Origin of the sequence: Enterobacter sp. JMULE2, assembly GCF_013337145.1 — a bacterium.
Taxonomy (GTDB): domain Bacteria; phylum Pseudomonadota; class Gammaproteobacteria; order Enterobacterales; family Enterobacteriaceae; genus Enterobacter; species Enterobacter mori.
In genome coordinates this window covers 1,294,757-1,312,019 of sequence record NZ_SGWD01000010.1, presented here as the reverse complement: position 1 = coordinate 1,312,019, position 17,263 = coordinate 1,294,757, and the positions used below count along the sequence as shown (strand labels likewise).

Annotated in this window: 13 protein-coding genes, 2 tRNA genes and 1 pseudogene; 10 read left to right on the top strand and 6 right to left on the bottom strand. The window is 55.9% G+C overall.

What is annotated here, in order from left to right; translation table 11 throughout:
* Window positions 1-29 precede the first annotated feature (29 nt).
* Window positions 30-605, top strand: coding sequence for a lipid IV(A) palmitoyltransferase PagP (gene pagP / locus EXW94_RS07075; RefSeq protein ID WP_174339782.1), 576 nt, complete (start codon window positions 30-32; stop codon window positions 603-605).
* Here pagP and EXW94_RS07070 read toward each other — a convergent pair.
* From EXW94_RS07070 to EXW94_RS07060, 3 genes are read right to left on the bottom strand one after another with little or no spacing between them, the layout of a single operon-like run.
* Window positions 602-1,567 carry an acyltransferase gene (locus EXW94_RS07070; RefSeq protein WP_174339781.1) on the bottom strand — a complete coding sequence of 322 codons (966 nt, stop codon included), beginning with the start codon at window positions 1,565-1,567 and terminating at the stop codon, window positions 602-604. The genes pagP and EXW94_RS07070 overlap by 4 nt on opposite strands.
* Window positions 1,564-4,626: an efflux RND transporter permease subunit gene (locus EXW94_RS07065; RefSeq protein WP_174339780.1), complete on the bottom strand. Its 3,063-nt coding sequence runs from the start codon at window positions 4,624-4,626 to the stop codon at window positions 1,564-1,566. The genes EXW94_RS07070 and EXW94_RS07065 overlap by 4 nt, the downstream gene beginning before the upstream one ends.
* On the bottom strand, window positions 4,626-5,711 hold the full coding sequence (locus EXW94_RS07060; protein ID WP_174339779.1) for an efflux RND transporter periplasmic adaptor subunit: 1,086 nt from the start codon (window positions 5,709-5,711) through the stop codon (window positions 4,626-4,628). The genes EXW94_RS07065 and EXW94_RS07060 overlap by 1 nt, the downstream gene beginning before the upstream one ends.
* 397 nt (window positions 5,712-6,108) lie before the next feature.
* Between EXW94_RS07060 and EXW94_RS07055 the strand changes: the two genes are divergently transcribed.
* From EXW94_RS07055 to ldtA, 3 genes are all read left to right on the top strand, one after another.
* Window positions 6,109-6,540 carry a universal stress protein gene (locus tag EXW94_RS07055; protein WP_029741859.1) on the top strand — a complete coding sequence of 144 codons (432 nt, stop codon included), beginning with the start codon at window positions 6,109-6,111 and terminating at the stop codon, window positions 6,538-6,540.
* Between the two features lie 47 nt (window positions 6,541-6,587).
* Entirely contained in the window at window positions 6,588-9,281 is a 2,694-nt protein-coding gene (locus EXW94_RS07050) for a cation-transporting P-type ATPase (protein ID WP_174339778.1), read from the top strand.
* A 62-nt stretch (window positions 9,282-9,343) separates the two neighbouring features.
* The gene (ldtA, locus tag EXW94_RS07045; protein WP_148399956.1) at window positions 9,344-10,240 is read left to right on the top strand and encodes a L,D-transpeptidase; all 897 of its coding nucleotides are present in this window, start codon (window positions 9,344-9,346) and stop codon (window positions 10,238-10,240) included.
* A gap of 134 nt (window positions 10,241-10,374) precedes the next feature.
* On the opposite strand, the gene EXW94_RS07040 is transcribed toward ldtA, so the two are convergent.
* Window positions 10,375-10,450 (bottom strand) — tRNA-Asn (locus EXW94_RS07040).
* Between the two features lie 319 nt (window positions 10,451-10,769).
* Here EXW94_RS07040 and nac point away from each other — a divergent pair.
* The 6 genes and pseudogenes from nac (at window position 10,770) to EXW94_RS07010 (ending at window position 14,754) form a co-directional block, all read left to right on the top strand.
* The gene (gene nac / locus EXW94_RS07035) at window positions 10,770-11,687 is read left to right on the top strand and encodes a nitrogen assimilation transcriptional regulator NAC (RefSeq protein ID WP_174339777.1); all 918 of its coding nucleotides are present in this window, start codon (window positions 10,770-10,772) and stop codon (window positions 11,685-11,687) included.
* Between the two features lie 96 nt (window positions 11,688-11,783).
* On the top strand, window positions 11,784-12,734 hold the full coding sequence (gene cbl / locus EXW94_RS07030) for an HTH-type transcriptional regulator Cbl (protein ID WP_010432106.1): 951 nt from the start codon (window positions 11,784-11,786) through the stop codon (window positions 12,732-12,734).
* A 210-nt stretch (window positions 12,735-12,944) separates the two neighbouring features.
* Window positions 12,945-13,043: pseudogene (locus EXW94_RS07025) on the top strand (RidA family protein); the annotation flags it as partial.
* A gap of 22 nt (window positions 13,044-13,065) precedes the next feature.
* Window positions 13,066-14,025, top strand: a complete 960-nt coding sequence (locus EXW94_RS07020) for a zinc-binding alcohol dehydrogenase family protein (protein ID WP_174339776.1) — start codon at window positions 13,066-13,068, stop codon at window positions 14,023-14,025.
* 138 nt (window positions 14,026-14,163) lie between these two features.
* A complete protein-coding gene (locus tag EXW94_RS07015) occupies window positions 14,164-14,421 on the top strand; it encodes an antitoxin (RefSeq protein ID WP_045286302.1) in 258 nt (85 codons plus the stop codon).
* Window positions 14,422-14,754, top strand: a complete 333-nt coding sequence (locus EXW94_RS07010; RefSeq protein ID WP_174339775.1) for a type II toxin-antitoxin system PemK/MazF family toxin — start codon at window positions 14,422-14,424, stop codon at window positions 14,752-14,754.
* Window positions 14,755-14,808: 54 nt separating this feature from the next.
* On the opposite strand, the gene EXW94_RS07005 is transcribed toward EXW94_RS07010, so the two are convergent.
* Both EXW94_RS07005 and EXW94_RS07000 read right to left on the bottom strand, forming a co-directional pair.
* Window positions 14,809-14,884 (bottom strand) — tRNA-Asn (locus EXW94_RS07005).
* A gap of 164 nt (window positions 14,885-15,048) precedes the next feature.
* The gene (locus EXW94_RS07000; RefSeq protein ID WP_174339774.1) at window positions 15,049-17,238 is read right to left on the bottom strand and encodes a TonB-dependent siderophore receptor; all 2,190 of its coding nucleotides are present in this window, start codon (window positions 17,236-17,238) and stop codon (window positions 15,049-15,051) included.
* Window positions 17,239-17,263: the final 25 nt, after the last annotated feature.

Sequence of the window (17,263 nt, the reverse complement as noted above, 5' to 3'; positions counted from 1 at the left end):
GCTGCGTGACTTAAGCTGAGGGAAAAATAATGCAACGCACCTTTTCGGCCATATGGATTGTCCTGTTTTTATTCGCCGCACCGCTTCATGCCGAGCAGAAAGTCTATGGAGAACAGCGAATTAGCGGCTGGTGGAATACGCTGACGGAGGATATCTCCCAGACCTGGGAAGAGCCTCAGCGTTACGATTTGTACCTGCCGTTTCTGAGCTGGCACGCTCGCTTTATGTACGACAAAGAAAAAACGGACAATTACAATGAAATGCCGTGGGGCGGCGGGCTGGGCGTTTCCCGCTATAACGAAGAGGGCAACTGGAGCGCGCTCTTCGCGATGATGTTCAAGGACTCCCATAACGAATGGCAGCCCGCGATGGGCTATGGCTGGGAGAAGGGCTGGTATCTGGATAATGCGAAGGATTTCCGCCTGGGGCTCGGTGCTGCAGCGGGCATCACGGCGCGAGATGATTTTGCCAACTACGTGCCGCTACCGTTCATCTTCCCGCTGTTTTCGGCCGGGTATAAGCGCGTTACCGTCCAGTTCACCTATATTCCAGGTACCTACAATAACGGCAACGTGCTCTTTGCCTGGCTGCGCTTAGGCTTTTAAAGGGTGATCACCTTTTTTGCCACGGCGTTAGACAATACCAGCATGGAGAAGAGAACAGAGGTGACGAACGTGAGCACAATCAGCGAAAGCTTTATGCCGAGGGAGGTCACCGGTATCAGCGCCGTCAGCAGGTGAAACACCGAGTAGTGCACAATATACACGCCGGTCATCGTTTTGCTGATGGCGGCCAGAACCGACTCTTTGAATTCGGCGTTGCGACGAAAGCGCACGCCGTTCGCCGCAATCACCAGCGCGATGATCAAAATGTAAATTTGAGAGCCGGTGAGAATAAAGGCGTTTCTGTCCGCCTTGAACAGCGCGAAGAAGAAGTGGCGCTCGTAAAACCAGGTGAAGAGATAGATAAACGGGATGGCGACAACCGCCGCCCTGACGACATTTTTGCGGCTAATCCACTCGGCGATTTTCGGGTCGCAGAAGAGTTGCCCCGTCAGATAAAACAGCAGCCATGTCCACAGCCGATACTGCGGTGACAGGGAAAGGAAGTGTGTTTCAGGATAAAGCGCCGATAGCAGATCGTATCCGTAGGAAAAGAGCAGCAGGGCGGTAATCGCCCCGCAGAATAGCGCTCGCCGCTGGCTGAGCCACTCCACCGCCGGATGGAAGGTGTAAATCACGACAAAGGCGAACACGAACCAGGGCTGGATTAAATACCCGCGCTGATAGGGCTCCCACAGGTAGTAGATCGTTATCCAGAACAGAAAAACAATCACCAGACTTTTAATTTTACCCAGCTGCCAGCGGGTGCCGTGCCGGGATTGTCCGTCGAGATAGCCCGAAACCACAAAAAACAGCGGCGTGGCGATGGTCGAGATAAAAGTTAAAAACCCCAGGATCCAGTGATAGTCATAATCATAGTGATCCCAGGTATTGTAGATGGTAAAGAAGGTCACCGCCGTCATACAGCCCAGCGTCTTGATAATGTTCAGCCCTGTCGCATTCATTGTTGTTTGGCTTCGTCCTTACGATGGAAACACGCATAGATCACGGGAAGTACCAGCAGCGTCAGGATTGTAGCAAACCCCAGTCCAAACATAATCACAACGGCCATGCTCTGGAAGAAAACGTCCAGTAGTAGCGGAGCCAGGCCAAGCACTGTCGTAAACGCGGTGAGCAGGATAGGGCGCAGGCGCGAGGTGGCGGCATAAACGATCGCGCTGTGCTGATCCTTTTGCGTTTTCTGCTGTTCAATCTCTTCCACCAGCACGATGCCGTTGCGGATGAGCATTCCGCTCAGGCTCAGCAGGCCAATCAGCGCCATAAAGCCAAAGGGAATGCCGGTAATTAAAAATCCCGGCGTCACGCCGATCAGCGCCAGCGGTACGGTCAGCCAGATAGCGACGGCGTTTTTTACCGAGCTAAACATTAGAACCGTAATGACAAACATCACCAGATACCCGAGAGGTAGCGTTGTGAATAGCCCCTGCTGCGCTTCGCTGGAGTTTTCCGCGTCGCCCCCCCATTCAATGCTGTAGCCGTGTGGCAGGCTAAGGGCATCCACCTGCGGCTTCACGCGGGCAAGGATATCGCCGGAGGTTTGCTGGCTTAGCGGGTCTGGGTCCGTCTGAACCGTCAGCACCCGCGAGCGATCGCGTCGAAGGATGAGCGGATCCTCCCACTCCAGCGAGAAGCGGCTGACGACGTTACTCAGCGGGATATACTGCTGCCGCGTCTGGCTCCACACCAGCACGTTGTTCAGGTGATTGGCGTCCAGCCGTTCGCTCTCAGGCGGGCGCACCACCACGGGCAGCAGGTCGCTGCCTTCCCGAAACAGCCCCGCCCGGCTACCGGAGAAATTCATCTCCAGCGCGTTGTCGACGTCCTGTTTATCTACGCCAAGCTCGCGGCCCAGGGCGGCAACGTACTGTGGGCGGATCACCTTGCTGCGGTTTTGCCAGTCGTTCCTGACGCTGCCCGTGGCCGGGTCGCGGGTGAGGATGTCGTCCACCTGGCTGGCAATCAAGCGCAGCCGGTCAGGATCGGGACCTTTAATGCGCACCTCAATGGCGCTGTCGCCGGAGGGGCCAAACATTACGCGTTTGGTGCTGGCGTTGACCTGCGGATAGTTTCGCGCGATGTACTCGTCCACGTGGCGCGTCAGGGCGGAGATGTTGCGCTGGTCGTCCATGCGCACCATGATCTGCGCATAGTTACTGTACTGCCGCTGTCCGCTGTAGGTCAGAATAAACCGCATACTTCCCTGACCGATGGTTGAAACGGTGGTTTCCACGCCCGGCTGGCCGTTAATGGTTTTTTCGATATCGCCGGTCATTTTCTCGGTCCATTTAATATCGGTGCCGTAGGGTAGCCAGAGGTCGACAAAGAAAATCGGCGTATTAGACGACGGGAAAAAGTTTTGCCGTACGGCGCCAAAACCCCAGACAGACGCTGCCAGCAGCGCAGCCATCACAATGAGCGTCGGTGCCTTATGGTGCAGCAGCGTGTTAAGCAGGCGCTGGTAGGCGCGGTAGAGTCGTTTATCGTAAGGATCTGACTCATCGGTTTTATCGGGGGTGTTGTCGTTTTTAAACAACCACCACTTAATCAGCACCGGGGTGAGGGTGAGCGCCGAAAACCAGCTCAGCATCAGGGAAATCAGCAGCACCTGGAACAGGGATTTACAGTATTCCCCGGTGGAATCCTGCGACAGCCCGATAGGGGCAAACGCCAGGATGGCAATCACCGTCGCCCCCAGCAGCGGCAGGGCGGAGCGGCGGATGATGTAGTTCACAGCGGCCAGCAGAGGCGAGCCCTGCTGTCGGGTAATCAACACCCCTTCGACAATCACGATGGCGTTATCCACCAGCATGCTGAGGGCGATAATCAGCGCCCCGAGCGAGATGCGCTGCAGCTCAATGCCCCACAGATACATAATCAGCAGCGTGCCGAGCACGTTGAGCGCGAGAGAAAACGCAATGATGATCCCGCTGCGTACGCCCATAAAGATCAGCAGCACGCCGATGACAATCGCCAGCGCCATCAGGAAGTTAATAATAAAACCGTTAACGGAGTGGCCCACTTCGGCTGCCTGATCGTAAAACAGGTCTATCTGTATGCCTGCCGGTTTTTCCTCCGACATCTGGCTTAGCTTCGCCTCCAGCGCGTGGCCCACGTCGATCACGTTCACGCCGGGAATAAACGAGACGCCCATGGTGACGGCTTTTTTGCCGTTGGCATGGTAAATGCTGGCTGGCGATTCGTTCAGCCCGCGCGACAGCGTGGCGATATCCCGCAGACGCGTCGCCGCCCCGGTGCCGGAAGGCGTGATGATGATATCCGCCAGTTCATCAAGATTCTCGAACTCACCGGTCGGGTGCAGGCGAATGGATTCGGTACCGGAGGTGATTTCTCCGGCGCTGGAAACGACGTTAAGTCTGCTGAGCAGCGCGGAAAGCTGGTTCAGCGTAATGCCGCGCGCGGCCATTTTGGTCAGGGAGATATCAATGTTGACCTGCTGGCTAATCGCCCCGCCGATGGCCACCTTCGCGACGCCGGGGATCAGAATCAACTCCCGGCGCAGCTGCTCCGCATATCTCACCAGTTCAGGATTACTGAATTCATCTCCGGAAATGGCGAAGAAGAAGCCGAACACGTCGCCGAAATCGTCATTCACAAAGGGCGTGATGACGCCGGGCGGGAACTGACGCGAGGCATCGCCCACGCGGCGGCGAAGTTCATCCCAAATCTGCGGCAGCTCGTTCGAGTGATAGCGTGAAGCGATGTTAACAGTGATTTGCGACAGACCGTTTGACGAGATGGAGCTCACGTTGTCCAGATAAGGCAGCTGCTGCAGGGCATTCTCCAGCGGAAGCGTCACCTCTTCTTCAACCTGCTGAGCGGATGCGCCGGGGTAGTGGGTAACCACCACTGCGGTTTTGATGGTAAAGGCGGGATCTTCCAGCCTGCCGATATTCAACAGGGCGAAAATCCCCCCGACGCCCAGCAGCAGGATCGTTAGCCAGACGCGAACAGGGTTATTAATAAATTGACGAGAGATATCCATTACAGTCCCCGTTCACGCGTCCAGATACGCACCTGCTGGTTAGCATGCAGTTCCCCAACGCCTGCGGCCACCACGCGCTCGCCCGCCTTCAGCCCGCTGGTAATCACCACGCCTTCGGTACTCACTTGCCCCACGCTGACCTTGCGGTCTTCAAGATGGAGCGTGTCGCCTTCGCCCGTTACGACCCAGACGTGCGGCTCATTGCGCGGGCTGTTGTCCGGGTTAAAGACTGCCTCAACCGGTACGACGAGCGCCTGAGCACCCGCACCGGCCGGGAGGTTGGTCAAATTGATGGTCACCGTACCGCTTACGCCACCGACGGCGGGAAAATCATCTGGCCGCGGCATGGTGAGTATCACCTGCCAGGTCAGGGTATTGCTGTCGCTGCTGCCCGAATGCTCTTTGTAGACGGCGGTAAATTCTCGATCCGGAAGGGCGTTAATTTTCACCACGGGGCGATACTGCGCGTTGCGGATATCAAAGGTCTTAAACAGGTTTTCAGGGATGCTGAACACCACGTCTAGCAGATCGGTACGGGTTAACGTCGCGATGGGCTGACCGGCGGACACCACCTGATGGTTTCGCACGTGCACGCTGGCCGCCGTCCCGCTGAAGGGCGCAACGAGCGTCATCTGATTTAGCTCTTCCCGGGCAATCTGCAGCGCCGCATTCGCCGAATCGCGGTTCGCACGCTGCACGTCCATCTCGGCTTTTGAAATGGCCTGTCGTCCTGCCAGCGTCTGGAAGCGGTCGAACTGCCTCTGGGCCAGCGTCGCCGCCGTTTGTCTGTCGTTAACCCGCTGCTGGGCTTCGCGGGCGTTCAGTCTGGCAAGCTGTTGCCCCTGTTTAATGGCAGCACCCTGACGTACATCGAGCGCTTCAATTTGACCTGCGCGCTTGAAGGAAAGGTCTGTGGCATCGCCCGATTCAATGCGGGCAGGAAAAACGCGCTGCTGGGCGTGGCCGGGAACCGTCACCTCCGCCACTTTTACCATCCTGGGCAGGGGGGAGGCTTGCTTCGGTTTCGGGTCGCACGCCGTGAGCGTTAACAAAACGAACGGTAAAAGAGAGAGGTAGCGGTTCACTGTATTCCCCTAATAAATAACTGTTTTATTTATTCCATAACCTGGACAGGGGGTGACACTATTCTGCCAGAACAGTGACGACCATATAGGTAAATAAACCAATCGCCGTGCTGGCGATAATGGCGAGTGCAATAAACATACCCAGGCGGATCAGGCTTAAACCATACATACATTCCTCCATGAGCCGGAAGCGGTGGCTGACTATGAGCATAGTCGGCGAAAACATAAATGTTAAATAACCATTATCAGTGGGGAAGCGTTAAACCTGATATTCCTGTGCTACGTTTAATATTATTCATCTCTTTTTACCGTAACTGGCATTAAGGGCAACCCCCTGCATTTAATGCGTTTTTTTGCTTCATTCACTCTCGTGTTGGTTATAAAAAGGATGCTCGATATGTATAAAAACATTCTCGTTCCGGTGGATGTCTACGAGACAAGCCTGGCGGATAAAGCGTTGCAGCATGCACAGTTTCTGGCGCAAAGCGCATCGGGTGACATTCATTTGCTGCACGTCATGCCCAAATTTTCAGCCGAACTGACGCGTGGTTTTATTTCAGATGCGCGCAAAATGGATGAATATATGATTAATAATTCGAAAGAAAAGCTGTCTGACCTGGTCAAAAAAGTGAATCTGCCAGAAGAACGTGTTCATCTCCATGTTCGTAGCGGGAATGTTCGTGATGAGGTTATTAAGCTGGCGGATGAACTGGCTGTCGGCGCGATTATTGTTGGCTCGCGAAATCCCAATATTCAAACCCATTTGTTAGGATCAGAGGCGGCAAGTATTGTTCGTTACGCTCATGTCCCTGTTTTCGTTATTCGTTAATTACAGAGAAGCAAGGTGATTTCTGAATAGAACCTGAGGAAGGAACGATGAAAACAGGAAAACCTGAACGTCCGTATTATCAACAAACCGTTGACGAAACCCTGTCGAATATCCACTCCACCCTGGAAGGCCTTAGCGGCACTGAGGCATCAGCCCGACTTCAGCAGCACGGTGAGAATGCGTTACCGCAAAAAAAGGGCAAACCCGCCTGGCTGCGCTTCCTGGCGCACTTTAACGATGTGTTGATTTACGTTCTGCTGGTGGCCGCGTTGCTTAAGCTCTTTATGGGCCACTGGGTAGACATGTTTGTGATCCTTGGTGTTGCCATCATTAACGCGCTGATTGGCCATATCCAGGAGAGCAATGCTGAAAAATCGTTGCAGAGCATTCGCAATATGCTCTCCAGCGAAGCCGTGGTGGTACGACAGGGGAATCATGAAACGATCCCCACCACGGCGCTGGTCCCGGGTGATATCGTGGTGATCCGCGCCGGGGACCGTATCCCTGCGGACCTGCGCGTGATTGAAGCGCACAACCTGCGCGTGGAGGAGGCTATCCTGACCGGCGAATCCACCGTTGTTGAGAAAAACAGCGATGCGCTAAGCGGGGAACTGCCCTTAGGTGACCGGTATAATCTGCTCTACTCAGGCACTACCGTCAGCTCCGGCGGCGGTAAAGGCGTGGTGGTGGCAACCGGGGGCGAGACCGAGCTGGGTCATATCAATCAGATGATGTCCGACATTGAAAAGCACCGCACGCCGCTGATGGTGCAGATGGATAAGCTCGGTAAGACTATCTTCATCACTATCCTGGTGATGATGGTGGCGCTGTTTGTCTTTAGCCTCCTGTTCCGGGATATGCCGGTTTCTGAACTGGTGCTGTCGCTTATCAGCCTCGCCGTTGCCGCCGTGCCGGAAGGCCTGCCGGCCATCATTTCCATCATCCTTTCGCTTGGCGTACAGGCCATGGCGCGTCGCAAGGCCATCATTCGCAAGCTGCCTACGGTGGAAACGCTGGGCGCAATGACGGTCATCTGCTCGGATAAAACCGGCACTTTGACGATGAATGAAATGACGGTCAAAGCGGTGATTACCGCTGACACGACCTATCGCGTGGAGGGCGACAGCTACGAACCGGTGGGGAATATTCACCCCGTCGATGACCCGACGCCCGTCAGCGTGACGCAGGGTTCCCTGCTGGAACGCTACCTGCGCACCATTGACCTCTGTAATGACAGCCAGCTGATCAAAGACGAGCAGGGGCTGTGGAAAATCACCGGGGGACCAACCGAGGGCGCGCTGAAGGTGCTGGCGGCGAAAATCCCGCTCCCACCGCTCGATACCGAAATGCGCAGTAAAATCCCGTTTGATTCGCAGTATAAATACATGTCCACGCTATACCGGCTGGGCGATGAAGAGGTGATTTTGATCACCGGCGCGCCGGACGTCCTGTTCCGCCTCTGCCAGTATCAGCAGACGAATGACGGACTACAGCCGTTCGATCAGCCTTACTGGGAAGGGAAGATTGAAGAGTATGCCCGGGAAGGATTGCGCATGGTGGCTGCGGCCTGGAAACCTGCCCGCGAGGGACAGCGCGAGCTGGATCACCCGGACCTGCATGATGGCGTGATCCTGCTGGGTATTGCAGGAATGATGGATCCGCCGCGTCCGGAGGCCATTACCGCCATTGCCGACTGTCTGCAGGCCGGGATCCGCGTGAAAATGATTACCGGGGACCACCCGCAAACGGCAATGAGCATTGGGAAAATGTTGGGGATAGGTAACGCCGCAAGCGCTATCACCGGACGTGAGCTGGAGGCGATGGACGATCGTCAGCTGAGCGACGCCGCCCAGCAGTACGATATTTTCGCCCGAACCAGCCCGGAGGATAAATTCCGCCTTGTGCAGGCTCTGCAAAGTAAACAGGAAGTCGTGGGCATGACCGGGGATGGCGTAAACGATGCCCCGGCGCTCAAGCGGGCGGATGTGGGTATCGCCATGGGGATTAAGGGGACGGAAGTCACCAAGGAAGCCGCCGATATGGTGTTAACGGATGACAACTTTGCCACCATTGCCCGCGCGGTGCACGAGGGACGTCGGGTTTACGATAACCTGAAAAAGACCATTCTGTTCGTTATCCCCAGCAACATCGCGCAGGCTCTGCTGATCATCATCGCGCTGCTGGCGGGGAACCTGATCCCGCTGACGCCGGTCCTGATCCTGTGGATGAACATGGCGACATCGGCCACGCTGTCGTTTGGCCTGGCGTTTGAAGCGGGTGAGAAAAACATCATGAACCGGCCACCGCGCAAGGCGAATCTCCATGTGATGGACGGCTATGCCATCTGGCGCGTGGTGTTTGTCGGTCTGATGATTGCCATCAGCGCCTTCGTGCTGGAAGCCAGGCTACAGCCGCGCGGCTATTCGGCGGAATTTATCCGCACCGTGCTGCTGCAAACCCTGGTCACTGCGCAGTGGTTCTACATGCTCAACTGTCGCGTGAATGACGGCTTCTCGCTGAGCAAAGGCCTGCTGGCGAACAAAGGGATTTGGATCGTCAGCGGCGTACTGCTGGCGCTACAGCTTCTTATTATTTACGCACCCTTCATGCAGATGCTGTTTGGCACCGAGGCGCTGCCGTTCCGCTACTGGGTCATCACCTTGCTGATTGGTTTTGTGATGTTCCTTATTGTCGAGGCGGAAAAAGTACTGACGCGCAGGTGGCGCAAAACCGAGGCGTGATAGCGTAAACTGAGAAAGCCTGCCTGAGCCCGGGCTTTCTCTTTTTATGAGCACAGGAAACTATGATTCGACTTATCTGGTTCGTCCTTACGCTGTGCGCCGCTGTTCCCGGTGCGTTTGCCGTAACCTATACGCTACCGCCGGAAGGCAGTCGTCTGGTGGGAACCCCGATTATCATCACCGTTCCCGAAGGCAACACGCTGCCTCTGGAGGCCTTTGCCGCGCAGTACGGGCAGGGGCTGAGCAACATGCTGGAAGCAAACCCGGGCGTGGATCCTTTTTTGCCTAAATCCGGCACCCGTCTGGTAATACCTCAGCAGCTGATTTTGCCTGACACCGTCCGCGAGGGGATCATCGTAAATGCGGCGGAAATGCGCCTCTACTACTATCCGCCTGTCGGCAACACCGTTGAAGTGCTGCCCATCGGCATCGGTCAGGCCGGACGCGAAACCCCGCGTAACTGGGTGACGGCCGTTGAGCGTAAGCAGGAGGGGCCAACCTGGTCTCCGACGCCGAACACGCGCCGCGCCTATGCGGCAGAGGGGAAAACGCTTCCGGCGTTCGTGCCCGCCGGGCCGGATAACCCGATGGGGCTGTATGCGATTTATATCGGCAGGCTCTATGCCATTCACGGCACAAACTCGAATTTCGGCATCGGGCTGCGGGTGAGCCAGGGCTGTATTCGTCTGCGTAATAACGACATCAAATACCTTTTCGATAATGTCCCCGTAGGAACCCGCGTGCAGCTTATCGACAGGCCCGTTAAAAGCACCACCGAGCCGGACGGCAGCCGCTGGGTTGAGGTTCATGAGCCATTATCACGTAACCGCGCGGAATTTGAGTCAACACGGAAAGTGCCTCTGCCCATTTCAGGCGCACAGCGGACGCAGCTGATAAACGAGGGGGCGGGGGCAGAACTGGAGCGGCGGTCGGGGATGCCGGTGAAGCTCAGCCATTGAGTTCGTTTCGCCCGGTGGCGCTGCGCTTACCGGGCCTACAGTCCCGTAGGTCGGGTAAGGCGAAGCCGCCACCCGACAATTTTACCCGCCGCAGAAAAGCAAAAAGCCTGCTTTAAAAGCAGGCTTTTCAAATTTGGCTCCTCTGACTGGACTCGAACCAGTGACATACGGATTAACAGTCCGCCGTTCTACCGACTGAACTACAGAGGAATCGTGTGAACGGGGCGCATATTATCGACCTGCGTTCGCCTTGTCAAAGGATGGATCAACACCTTTTGATCGTTTGCTGACAAAATCAGCAAAGTGGCGCTTTTGCCAACGTAATGCACCGTCATGGTGCAAACATACCTCTAATGGGGCAGATCATAAACTGCTGTTTCAGTCATTAAACCCCCATCCATGATTAGCTTTCCTTATTTTCAGCCGCTTAGCAACAAATCAGACCTCTTCGCAAAACTGGCATTCATATTGCAAAACCAGTTCAACAACGACAGCCGGTTCCGGCACAGTTTTTTGAACAGGGGGCAAAATGAACTTAAGACGACTGAAATACTTCGTAAAAATCGTCGATATCGGCAGCCTGACTCAAGCGGCAGAAGTGCTGCATATCGCGCAGCCTGCGCTGAGCCAGCAGGTGGCTACGCTGGAAGGCGAGATGGATCAGCAATTGCTGATCCGCACCAAGCGCGGCGTGACGCCAACAGAAGCAGGCAAAATTTTGTATACCCATGCCCGCACTATTCTGCGTCAGTGTGAACAGGCGCAGCTGGCGGTGAACAATGTCGGCCAGACCCTGAGCGGCCACGTTTCCATTGGTTTAGCGCCAGGAACCGCGGCATCGTCTATCACCATGCCACTGCTGCAGGCCGTTCGCTCTGAACTGCCTGAAGTGCTGGTCTACCTGCACGAAAACAGCGGTTCCGTTCTGAATGACAAACTGCTCAACGGCCAGCTGGATATGGCCGTCCTTTACGATCGCTCTCCCGTCGCCGGGATCACCAGCCAGCCGCTGCTGAAAGAAGATCTATATCTGGTCGGCACCCGCGACTGCCCGGGTCAGAGCGTTGATTTAACCGCCGTGGCCGAGATGAATCTCTTCCTGCCGCGCGATTACAGCGCGGTGCGCGTGCGCGTGGATGAAGCGTTCTCCCTGCGCCGCCTGACGGCCAAAATTATTGGCGAAATTGATTCTATTTCCACGCTGACCGCAGCGATTGCCAGCGGAATGGGAGTGACGGTCCTGCCGGAATCTGCCGCCCGCTCGCTGTGCAGTGCGGCAAACGGCTGGATGGCGCGCATCACCACGCCTTCAATGAGCCTGCCGCTGTCGCTGAACATGTCCGCACGCGGATCGCTGTCGCCGCAGGCGCAGGCGGTAAAAGAGATTTTGATGTCGCTGGTCAGCAAGCCGTCGCTTGAGAACCGTGAACTCCAGCTCGTGAGTTGATATTCCATAAAAGCATAAGATGCTGGTTTTTATTATTTGTTCTGCAGCTCAGCTGACTCTAACAATAGAGCTATGTCAGATGCGCCGGAGTGAATCGTGAATTTCCAGCAACTTAAAATTATCCGTGAGGCGGCCAGGCGGGACTACAACCTGACCGAAGTCGCTAACATGCTTTATACATCCCAGTCTGGCGTCAGCCGCCATATTCGCGAGCTGGAAGAGGAACTGGGGATAGAGATTTTTATCCGTCGCGGCAAGCGTCTGCTTGGGATGACGGAGCCGGGCAAGGCATTGCTGACCATCGCTGAGCGGATCCTCAACGAGGCCAGCAACGTGCGTCGTCTGGCGGATCTCTTCACCAATGACGCCTCGGGCGTGCTCACCATCGCCACTACCCACACCCAGGCGCGCTACAGCCTGCCGCCGGTGATTAAAGCCTTCCGCGAACTTTTCCCAGATGTCCGTCTGGAGCTTATTCAGGGCACGCCGCAGGAAATTGAAGTGCTGCTGCAAAACGGCGGGGCAGATATCGGCATCGCCAGCGAGCGTCTGAGCAACGATCCGCTGCTGGTGGCCTTCCCGTGGTTCCGCTGGTACCACAGTTTATTACTCCCAGTCGATCATCCGCTGAATCAGGTCTCTCCCCTGACGCTGGAAGACATTGCGAAATGGCCGCTGATCACTTACCGCCAGGGCATTACCGGACGCTCGCGTATTGATGAAGCCTTCAACCGCAAAGGGCTAACGCCGGACGTGGTGCTGAGCGCGCAGGACTCCGATGTGATCAAAACCTACGTCGAGCTGGGTCTGGGCATTGGCCTGGTGGCGGAACAGTCCAGCGGGGAACGCGAAGACGGGAACCTCGTGCGTCTTGATACGCGTCACCTGTTTGACGCCAATACCGTCTGGCTTGGGCTGAAGCGCGGACAGCTGCAGCGCAACTATGTCTGGCGCTTTATCGAGCTATGCAATGCCGGGCTGTCTGTGGACGAGATTAAACGTCAGGTAATGGAGCCGGAAGAAGTGGCGATTGATTACCAGATCTAGCTGCTGGCTTGCCCGATAGCGCTGCGCTGGCCGGGCTTGTCGCTCAGTTGAAAGGATAGTTTTTAGAGAGGGAATAGCACGATGGGAAGAACCCTTGAGCAGCTTATAAAGAATGATGGAAAACGTCGCTGGTTTATCCGCCCGATCTGGCACCTGTAAAGTGTCTTTGTGTTCACCGGACAGATTTCGCCCCATTACAAAGGTACAAACATGACAACACGCGAAGCCGTTTTCCCCTTCGGACGGCAGGCGCTCTATGATCGTAATCGGTACTCACCTGCCATCAAATCTAGCGGTTTCCTACGGGTCTTGATATGACAGAGGAAAATTAATGAAAGCAGCGGTTTATGACGTGGAAGGCGCTCCCGACGTCCTGCAATACATTGATGTCCCGGATCCGGTCGCAGGGCCTGATGACGTCCTGATTTCTGTCGAGGCAATCTCGATTGAGGGGGGAGATCTGATCAACCGGCGTTCAACTCCGCCGCCTCTTCCTTCGTGGATCGTTGGCTACGCGGCCGCGGGCACAGTGGTTGCCGTCGGTTCGAAAGTCCGTCATCGCAGGGTTGGAGACAGAGTGACTGCGTTTAGCATGCAGGGATCGCATGCGGAACGTTGGGCTGTGCCTGCGGAACGAACCTGGCTTATACCGGATGGGGTGGATGCAGCAGACGCGGCGGTGGTACCGATTTCTTTTGGAACCGCGCATCATTGCCTTTTCACTCGAGGCATGCTCCGGCATGGAGAAACCGTCCTGATTCAGGCAGCAGCAGGGGGCGTGGGGCTCGCGGCCGTTCAGCTTGCCTCACAAGCAGGCGCGACGGTTATCGCTGTGGCAAGCGGGACGCAGCGAAGAAGTCGGTTGCTTGAATTGGGTGCCGATTATGTCGTGGATCGTGTAGAGGACAACATCGTTGACAGTGTCCGAGAGTGCACCCGTGGCGCCGGTGTTGACCTCGTCATCGATCCGGTAGGGACGACGTTGCCTGTTTCGCTTTCTGCACTCGCTCCGCAAGGACGTCTCGTCTTCGTCGGTAATGCGGGCGGTGGCAGTCTGACTGTCGACTTGTGGCCGCCAATGCAGTCTAACCAGACTCTCATGGGAGTATTCATGGGGCCCCTTTTTGAAAGGCCCGGCGTTCGGACAAGTGTGGACGGCATGTTGCAGGCTGTGGCAGCAGGGCGCATCAGGGTTGTCATTGACCGTGTCTTCCCCCTGGCTAACGCCGCCGCAGCCCACGAATTCGCTGAGACAGCGAAACCGCTTGGCCGTATCGTTATGAAGCCGTGAGAGAGGAGGCCTCAACTTGGCTCCGACATAGCTCCGATCCGGAAGCCGCCTCGCATTTCGTTTATCCTATCCGCCATAATCCTTTGAACTGCAAAATCTATGGATGTTATATTAAAATATAATATTCGGAGGTGCGCTATGTATACAACTCGTCTGAAAAAGGTCGGCGGATCCATCATGCTGGCGGTTCCTCCCGCCGTGCTGAAAACGCTGGAGCTCTCGACGGACAGCGAAGTCGGCATGACCATTAATAATGGCTGCCTGATTATCGAACCCCAGAAACGGCCTCATTATTCGCTTGAGGAGCTGCTGGCGCAGTGCGATCCGCACGCTGAAATGAGCGAAGAGGAGCGGGAATGGATTGATGCGCCTGCGGTAGGCAAGGAGATCCTGTAAATGGACAGAGGGGAAATCTGGCTTGTTTCACTGGATCCGATTGCTGGCCACGAGCAAAGTGGAAAACGTCCGGTACTCATCGTATCGAAGGCATCGTTTAACAAGCTGACCCGGCTACCGGTAGTGGTTCCCGTCACCAGCGGCGGAAACTTTGCTCGCACTGCAGGTTTCACCGTTTCACTGGAAGGGGCGGGGACAAAAACAACGGGCGTTATTCGCTGCGACCAGCCCAGAACCATTGATATGGTTGCCCGGAACGGCATGCGGCTGGAACGCATACCTGACGCCGTTGTAAATGAGGTGCTTGCCAGGCTGGATGCGATTCTGAATTAACATCAGAGACGCAGAAAAGCAAAAAGCCTGCTTTAAAAGCAGGCTTTTCAAATTTGGCTCCTCTGACTGGACTCGAACCAGTGACATACGGATTAACAGTCCGCCGTTCTACCGACTGAACTACAGAGGAATCGTGTGAACGGGGCGAATATTATCGACCTGCGTTCCCCTTGTCAAAGGGGGAAAGTAAACTTTTCGTTCGTTTGCCGACAATTTCAGCAAATCGCTGATTTTATAGCAAATTCGCGTTGAAATTACACAGCAATATGCGCCGCCCGCAGGCGGCGCGCAGGATCAGAACAGTACGGAGTAGTTCAGACCAAAGGTGCGTCCGCGACCTTTATAGGTATACAGGCCCGGTGCGCCATAGGTTGGGCTATACAGCCCCGGCGCGCGCTGGCCCCAGGCGGTGGTGTAGTCTTTGTCCAGCAGGTTTTCCACGCTGAAGCTGACCTTGCCCACCGGCAGGGCGTAGCTGCCCAGGAAATCAATGGTGTTATAGCCATCGATCTTCTTACCGTCGGCGTCAGACACGTCAAAGGTCTGCGTGCTCTGCACGCGCAACGCCCAGTCGCCCGGTGCCCAGTTAACCCATGCGCTGGCCTTCGACGGGCTGGCGCTGTCGACCGTCAGCTTCTCCCATTTTCCGTTTTCACGCGTCTCAGACTTAATGGCGTTAAAGTTCGCGCCGGTGCTCCAGTCGCTGTCGGTGAAGAAGTAGTCCACCTGGCCTTCTACCCCGTAAATACGACGTTTATCGTCTTCGAGGTTGATGGTCATGTCACTCTTGTTGATGGTGATGGTTTTATCCGAGAGCGAGTAGTACGCCGCGACCTGCGTGCGCAGGTTGTCGCCGGTGAAACGCCAGCCCAGCTCGTAGGCGTTGACCTTGATCCCGTCCAGAGTCGAGTCGTTCACGTTCACGCTGTTCAGCAGGCGATAGTGGCCGTCGACGAGCTGGTAGGTGCCAGAGCCGTAGTATTTCGCCAGGTCCGGAATTTCGAAGCCTTGCGAGAAGTTAAACCACAGCTGCTGCTGTTCGGTCAGGCGACCGAGTATCCCGGCGTTAAACAGGAAGTTGTTGTAATCCGTTTTCCCACCCGGCACCGCGTCGGCGGAGGTGGCTTTCCCGTTAGCGATGGCCTGCTGCTGGGCGTAACCAACAAAGTCATCCACCTTGTTTTCAGTGTATTGATAGCGCACGCCGCCGCTCAGAGTGATGGCATCAATGTCATAGCTGGCCTGCAGGAACGGGGCAAGGTTGGTAATGCTGTAACCCGGATAACGGCCCACGTTGTAGGCATTTTCCAGATCCATACCGCCGCTTGCCGCCGCTTTACTCAGATCGAAGAACTGCTGGTTGGCATCGAAGGTTTCATGGTCAGCATCGACACCCCAGGTGAGGGTCAAATCATCCACCGGCTTGCTGTTCAGCGTCAGCTTGCCGCCGTAAAAGTCGGTTTTCTGCTGGGATGCGCCAATGCTGGTTACCGCGCCTTTACTCAGCGTCGGGAACGGGTAGTAGGTCAGGCTCTCATCGCGATAGTAAATCTGCGCGACCAGGTCCTGGCCCCAGAAATCGGTATTCGAGTACTGCAGGTTAATCAGGTGGCGCTCGGTACCGGGGATACGATCGGAGTTGAGGTTGTCTTTGTTGTAGGCTTTTGCATCGCCCGTCACCGCCGAGAAGTTTTCGCCGAGGAACAGACCATGCTTCCCGTCGGACTCGCTCTTGTAGTACTGCGTGGTGAGCTGCAGCTGCTGATGATCGTCAATGTTGATGGTACCCGTGCCCATCACGTCAATACGGTCGGAATACTGCAGGCCGGTCTGGGTGTTATCGATAATCACCTCGTCGCCGTTGCCGTCATACCAGCCACCGTAGCGCTGATACGACACCGACAGACGACCGGAGGCCTTATCGTTGCCGCCGCTGACGGCTGCCGACACGTTCTCATCGTGATCGTTGTGGCTGTTAAACCCGCTCTTTGTCCCGGTCTGGAACTCCACTTCGGTATCCGGCTGGCCCTTTTTGGTGACGATGTTCACCAGGCCGCCGGTGCTGCCGCCGCCATAGAGCGAGGTGGCACCGGAGATCACTTCGATACGATCGATATTGAACGGATCGATAGAGTCGAGCTGGCGGCTGTCGCTGCGTGACGAGTTCAGACGCACGCCGTCCACCATCACCATCATCGAACGACCGCGCAGGTTCATGCCGTAGTTGGTGCGCCCCTGGCTGCTGACGTCCATGCCCGGGATCAGCTGGGCCAGCACTTCTTTAATCTCTTTTCCGCCCTGAACCTGCTGCTCAATTTCAGCCCGTTCAATGACCCAGGTGGTCTGCGCCATCTCAGCCACGCTGCGGTGAGCACGGCTGGCAGAGACCACGATATCTTCTTCCTTTTGTTCTTCCGCCCACGCAGAGGTAGAAAGCATTGCAAACAAGCAAGGATTTAAAACCCAAAGATGAGAACGTTTCATTGTTATGTTGATCCTGAATGTGTGT

Bases quoted from the DNA above. Each gene is read 5' to 3' on its own strand.
- pagP (WP_174339782.1), top strand. From the start codon at position 30: ATGCAACGCACCTTTTCGGCCATATGGATTGTCCTGTTTTTATTCGCC.
- EXW94_RS07070 (WP_174339781.1), bottom strand. From the start codon at position 1,567: ATGAATGCGACAGGGCTGAACATTATCAAGACGCTGGGCTGTATGACG.
- EXW94_RS07065 (WP_174339780.1), bottom strand. From the start codon at position 4,626: ATGGATATCTCTCGTCAATTTATTAATAACCCTGTTCGCGTCTGGCTA.
- EXW94_RS07055 (WP_029741859.1), top strand. From the start codon at position 6,109: ATGTATAAAAACATTCTCGTTCCGGTGGATGTCTACGAGACAAGCCTG.
- EXW94_RS07050 (WP_174339778.1), top strand. From the start codon at position 6,588: ATGAAAACAGGAAAACCTGAACGTCCGTATTATCAACAAACCGTTGAC.
- ldtA (WP_148399956.1), top strand. From the start codon at position 9,344: ATGATTCGACTTATCTGGTTCGTCCTTACGCTGTGCGCCGCTGTTCCC.
- nac (WP_174339777.1), top strand. From the start codon at position 10,770: ATGAACTTAAGACGACTGAAATACTTCGTAAAAATCGTCGATATCGGC.
- EXW94_RS07020 (WP_174339776.1), top strand. From the start codon at position 13,066: ATGAAAGCAGCGGTTTATGACGTGGAAGGCGCTCCCGACGTCCTGCAA.
- EXW94_RS07015 (WP_045286302.1), top strand. From the start codon at position 14,164: ATGTATACAACTCGTCTGAAAAAGGTCGGCGGATCCATCATGCTGGCG.
- EXW94_RS07010 (WP_174339775.1), top strand. From the start codon at position 14,422: ATGGACAGAGGGGAAATCTGGCTTGTTTCACTGGATCCGATTGCTGGC.
- EXW94_RS07000 (WP_174339774.1), bottom strand. From the start codon at position 17,238: ATGAAACGTTCTCATCTTTGGGTTTTAAATCCTTGCTTGTTTGCAATG.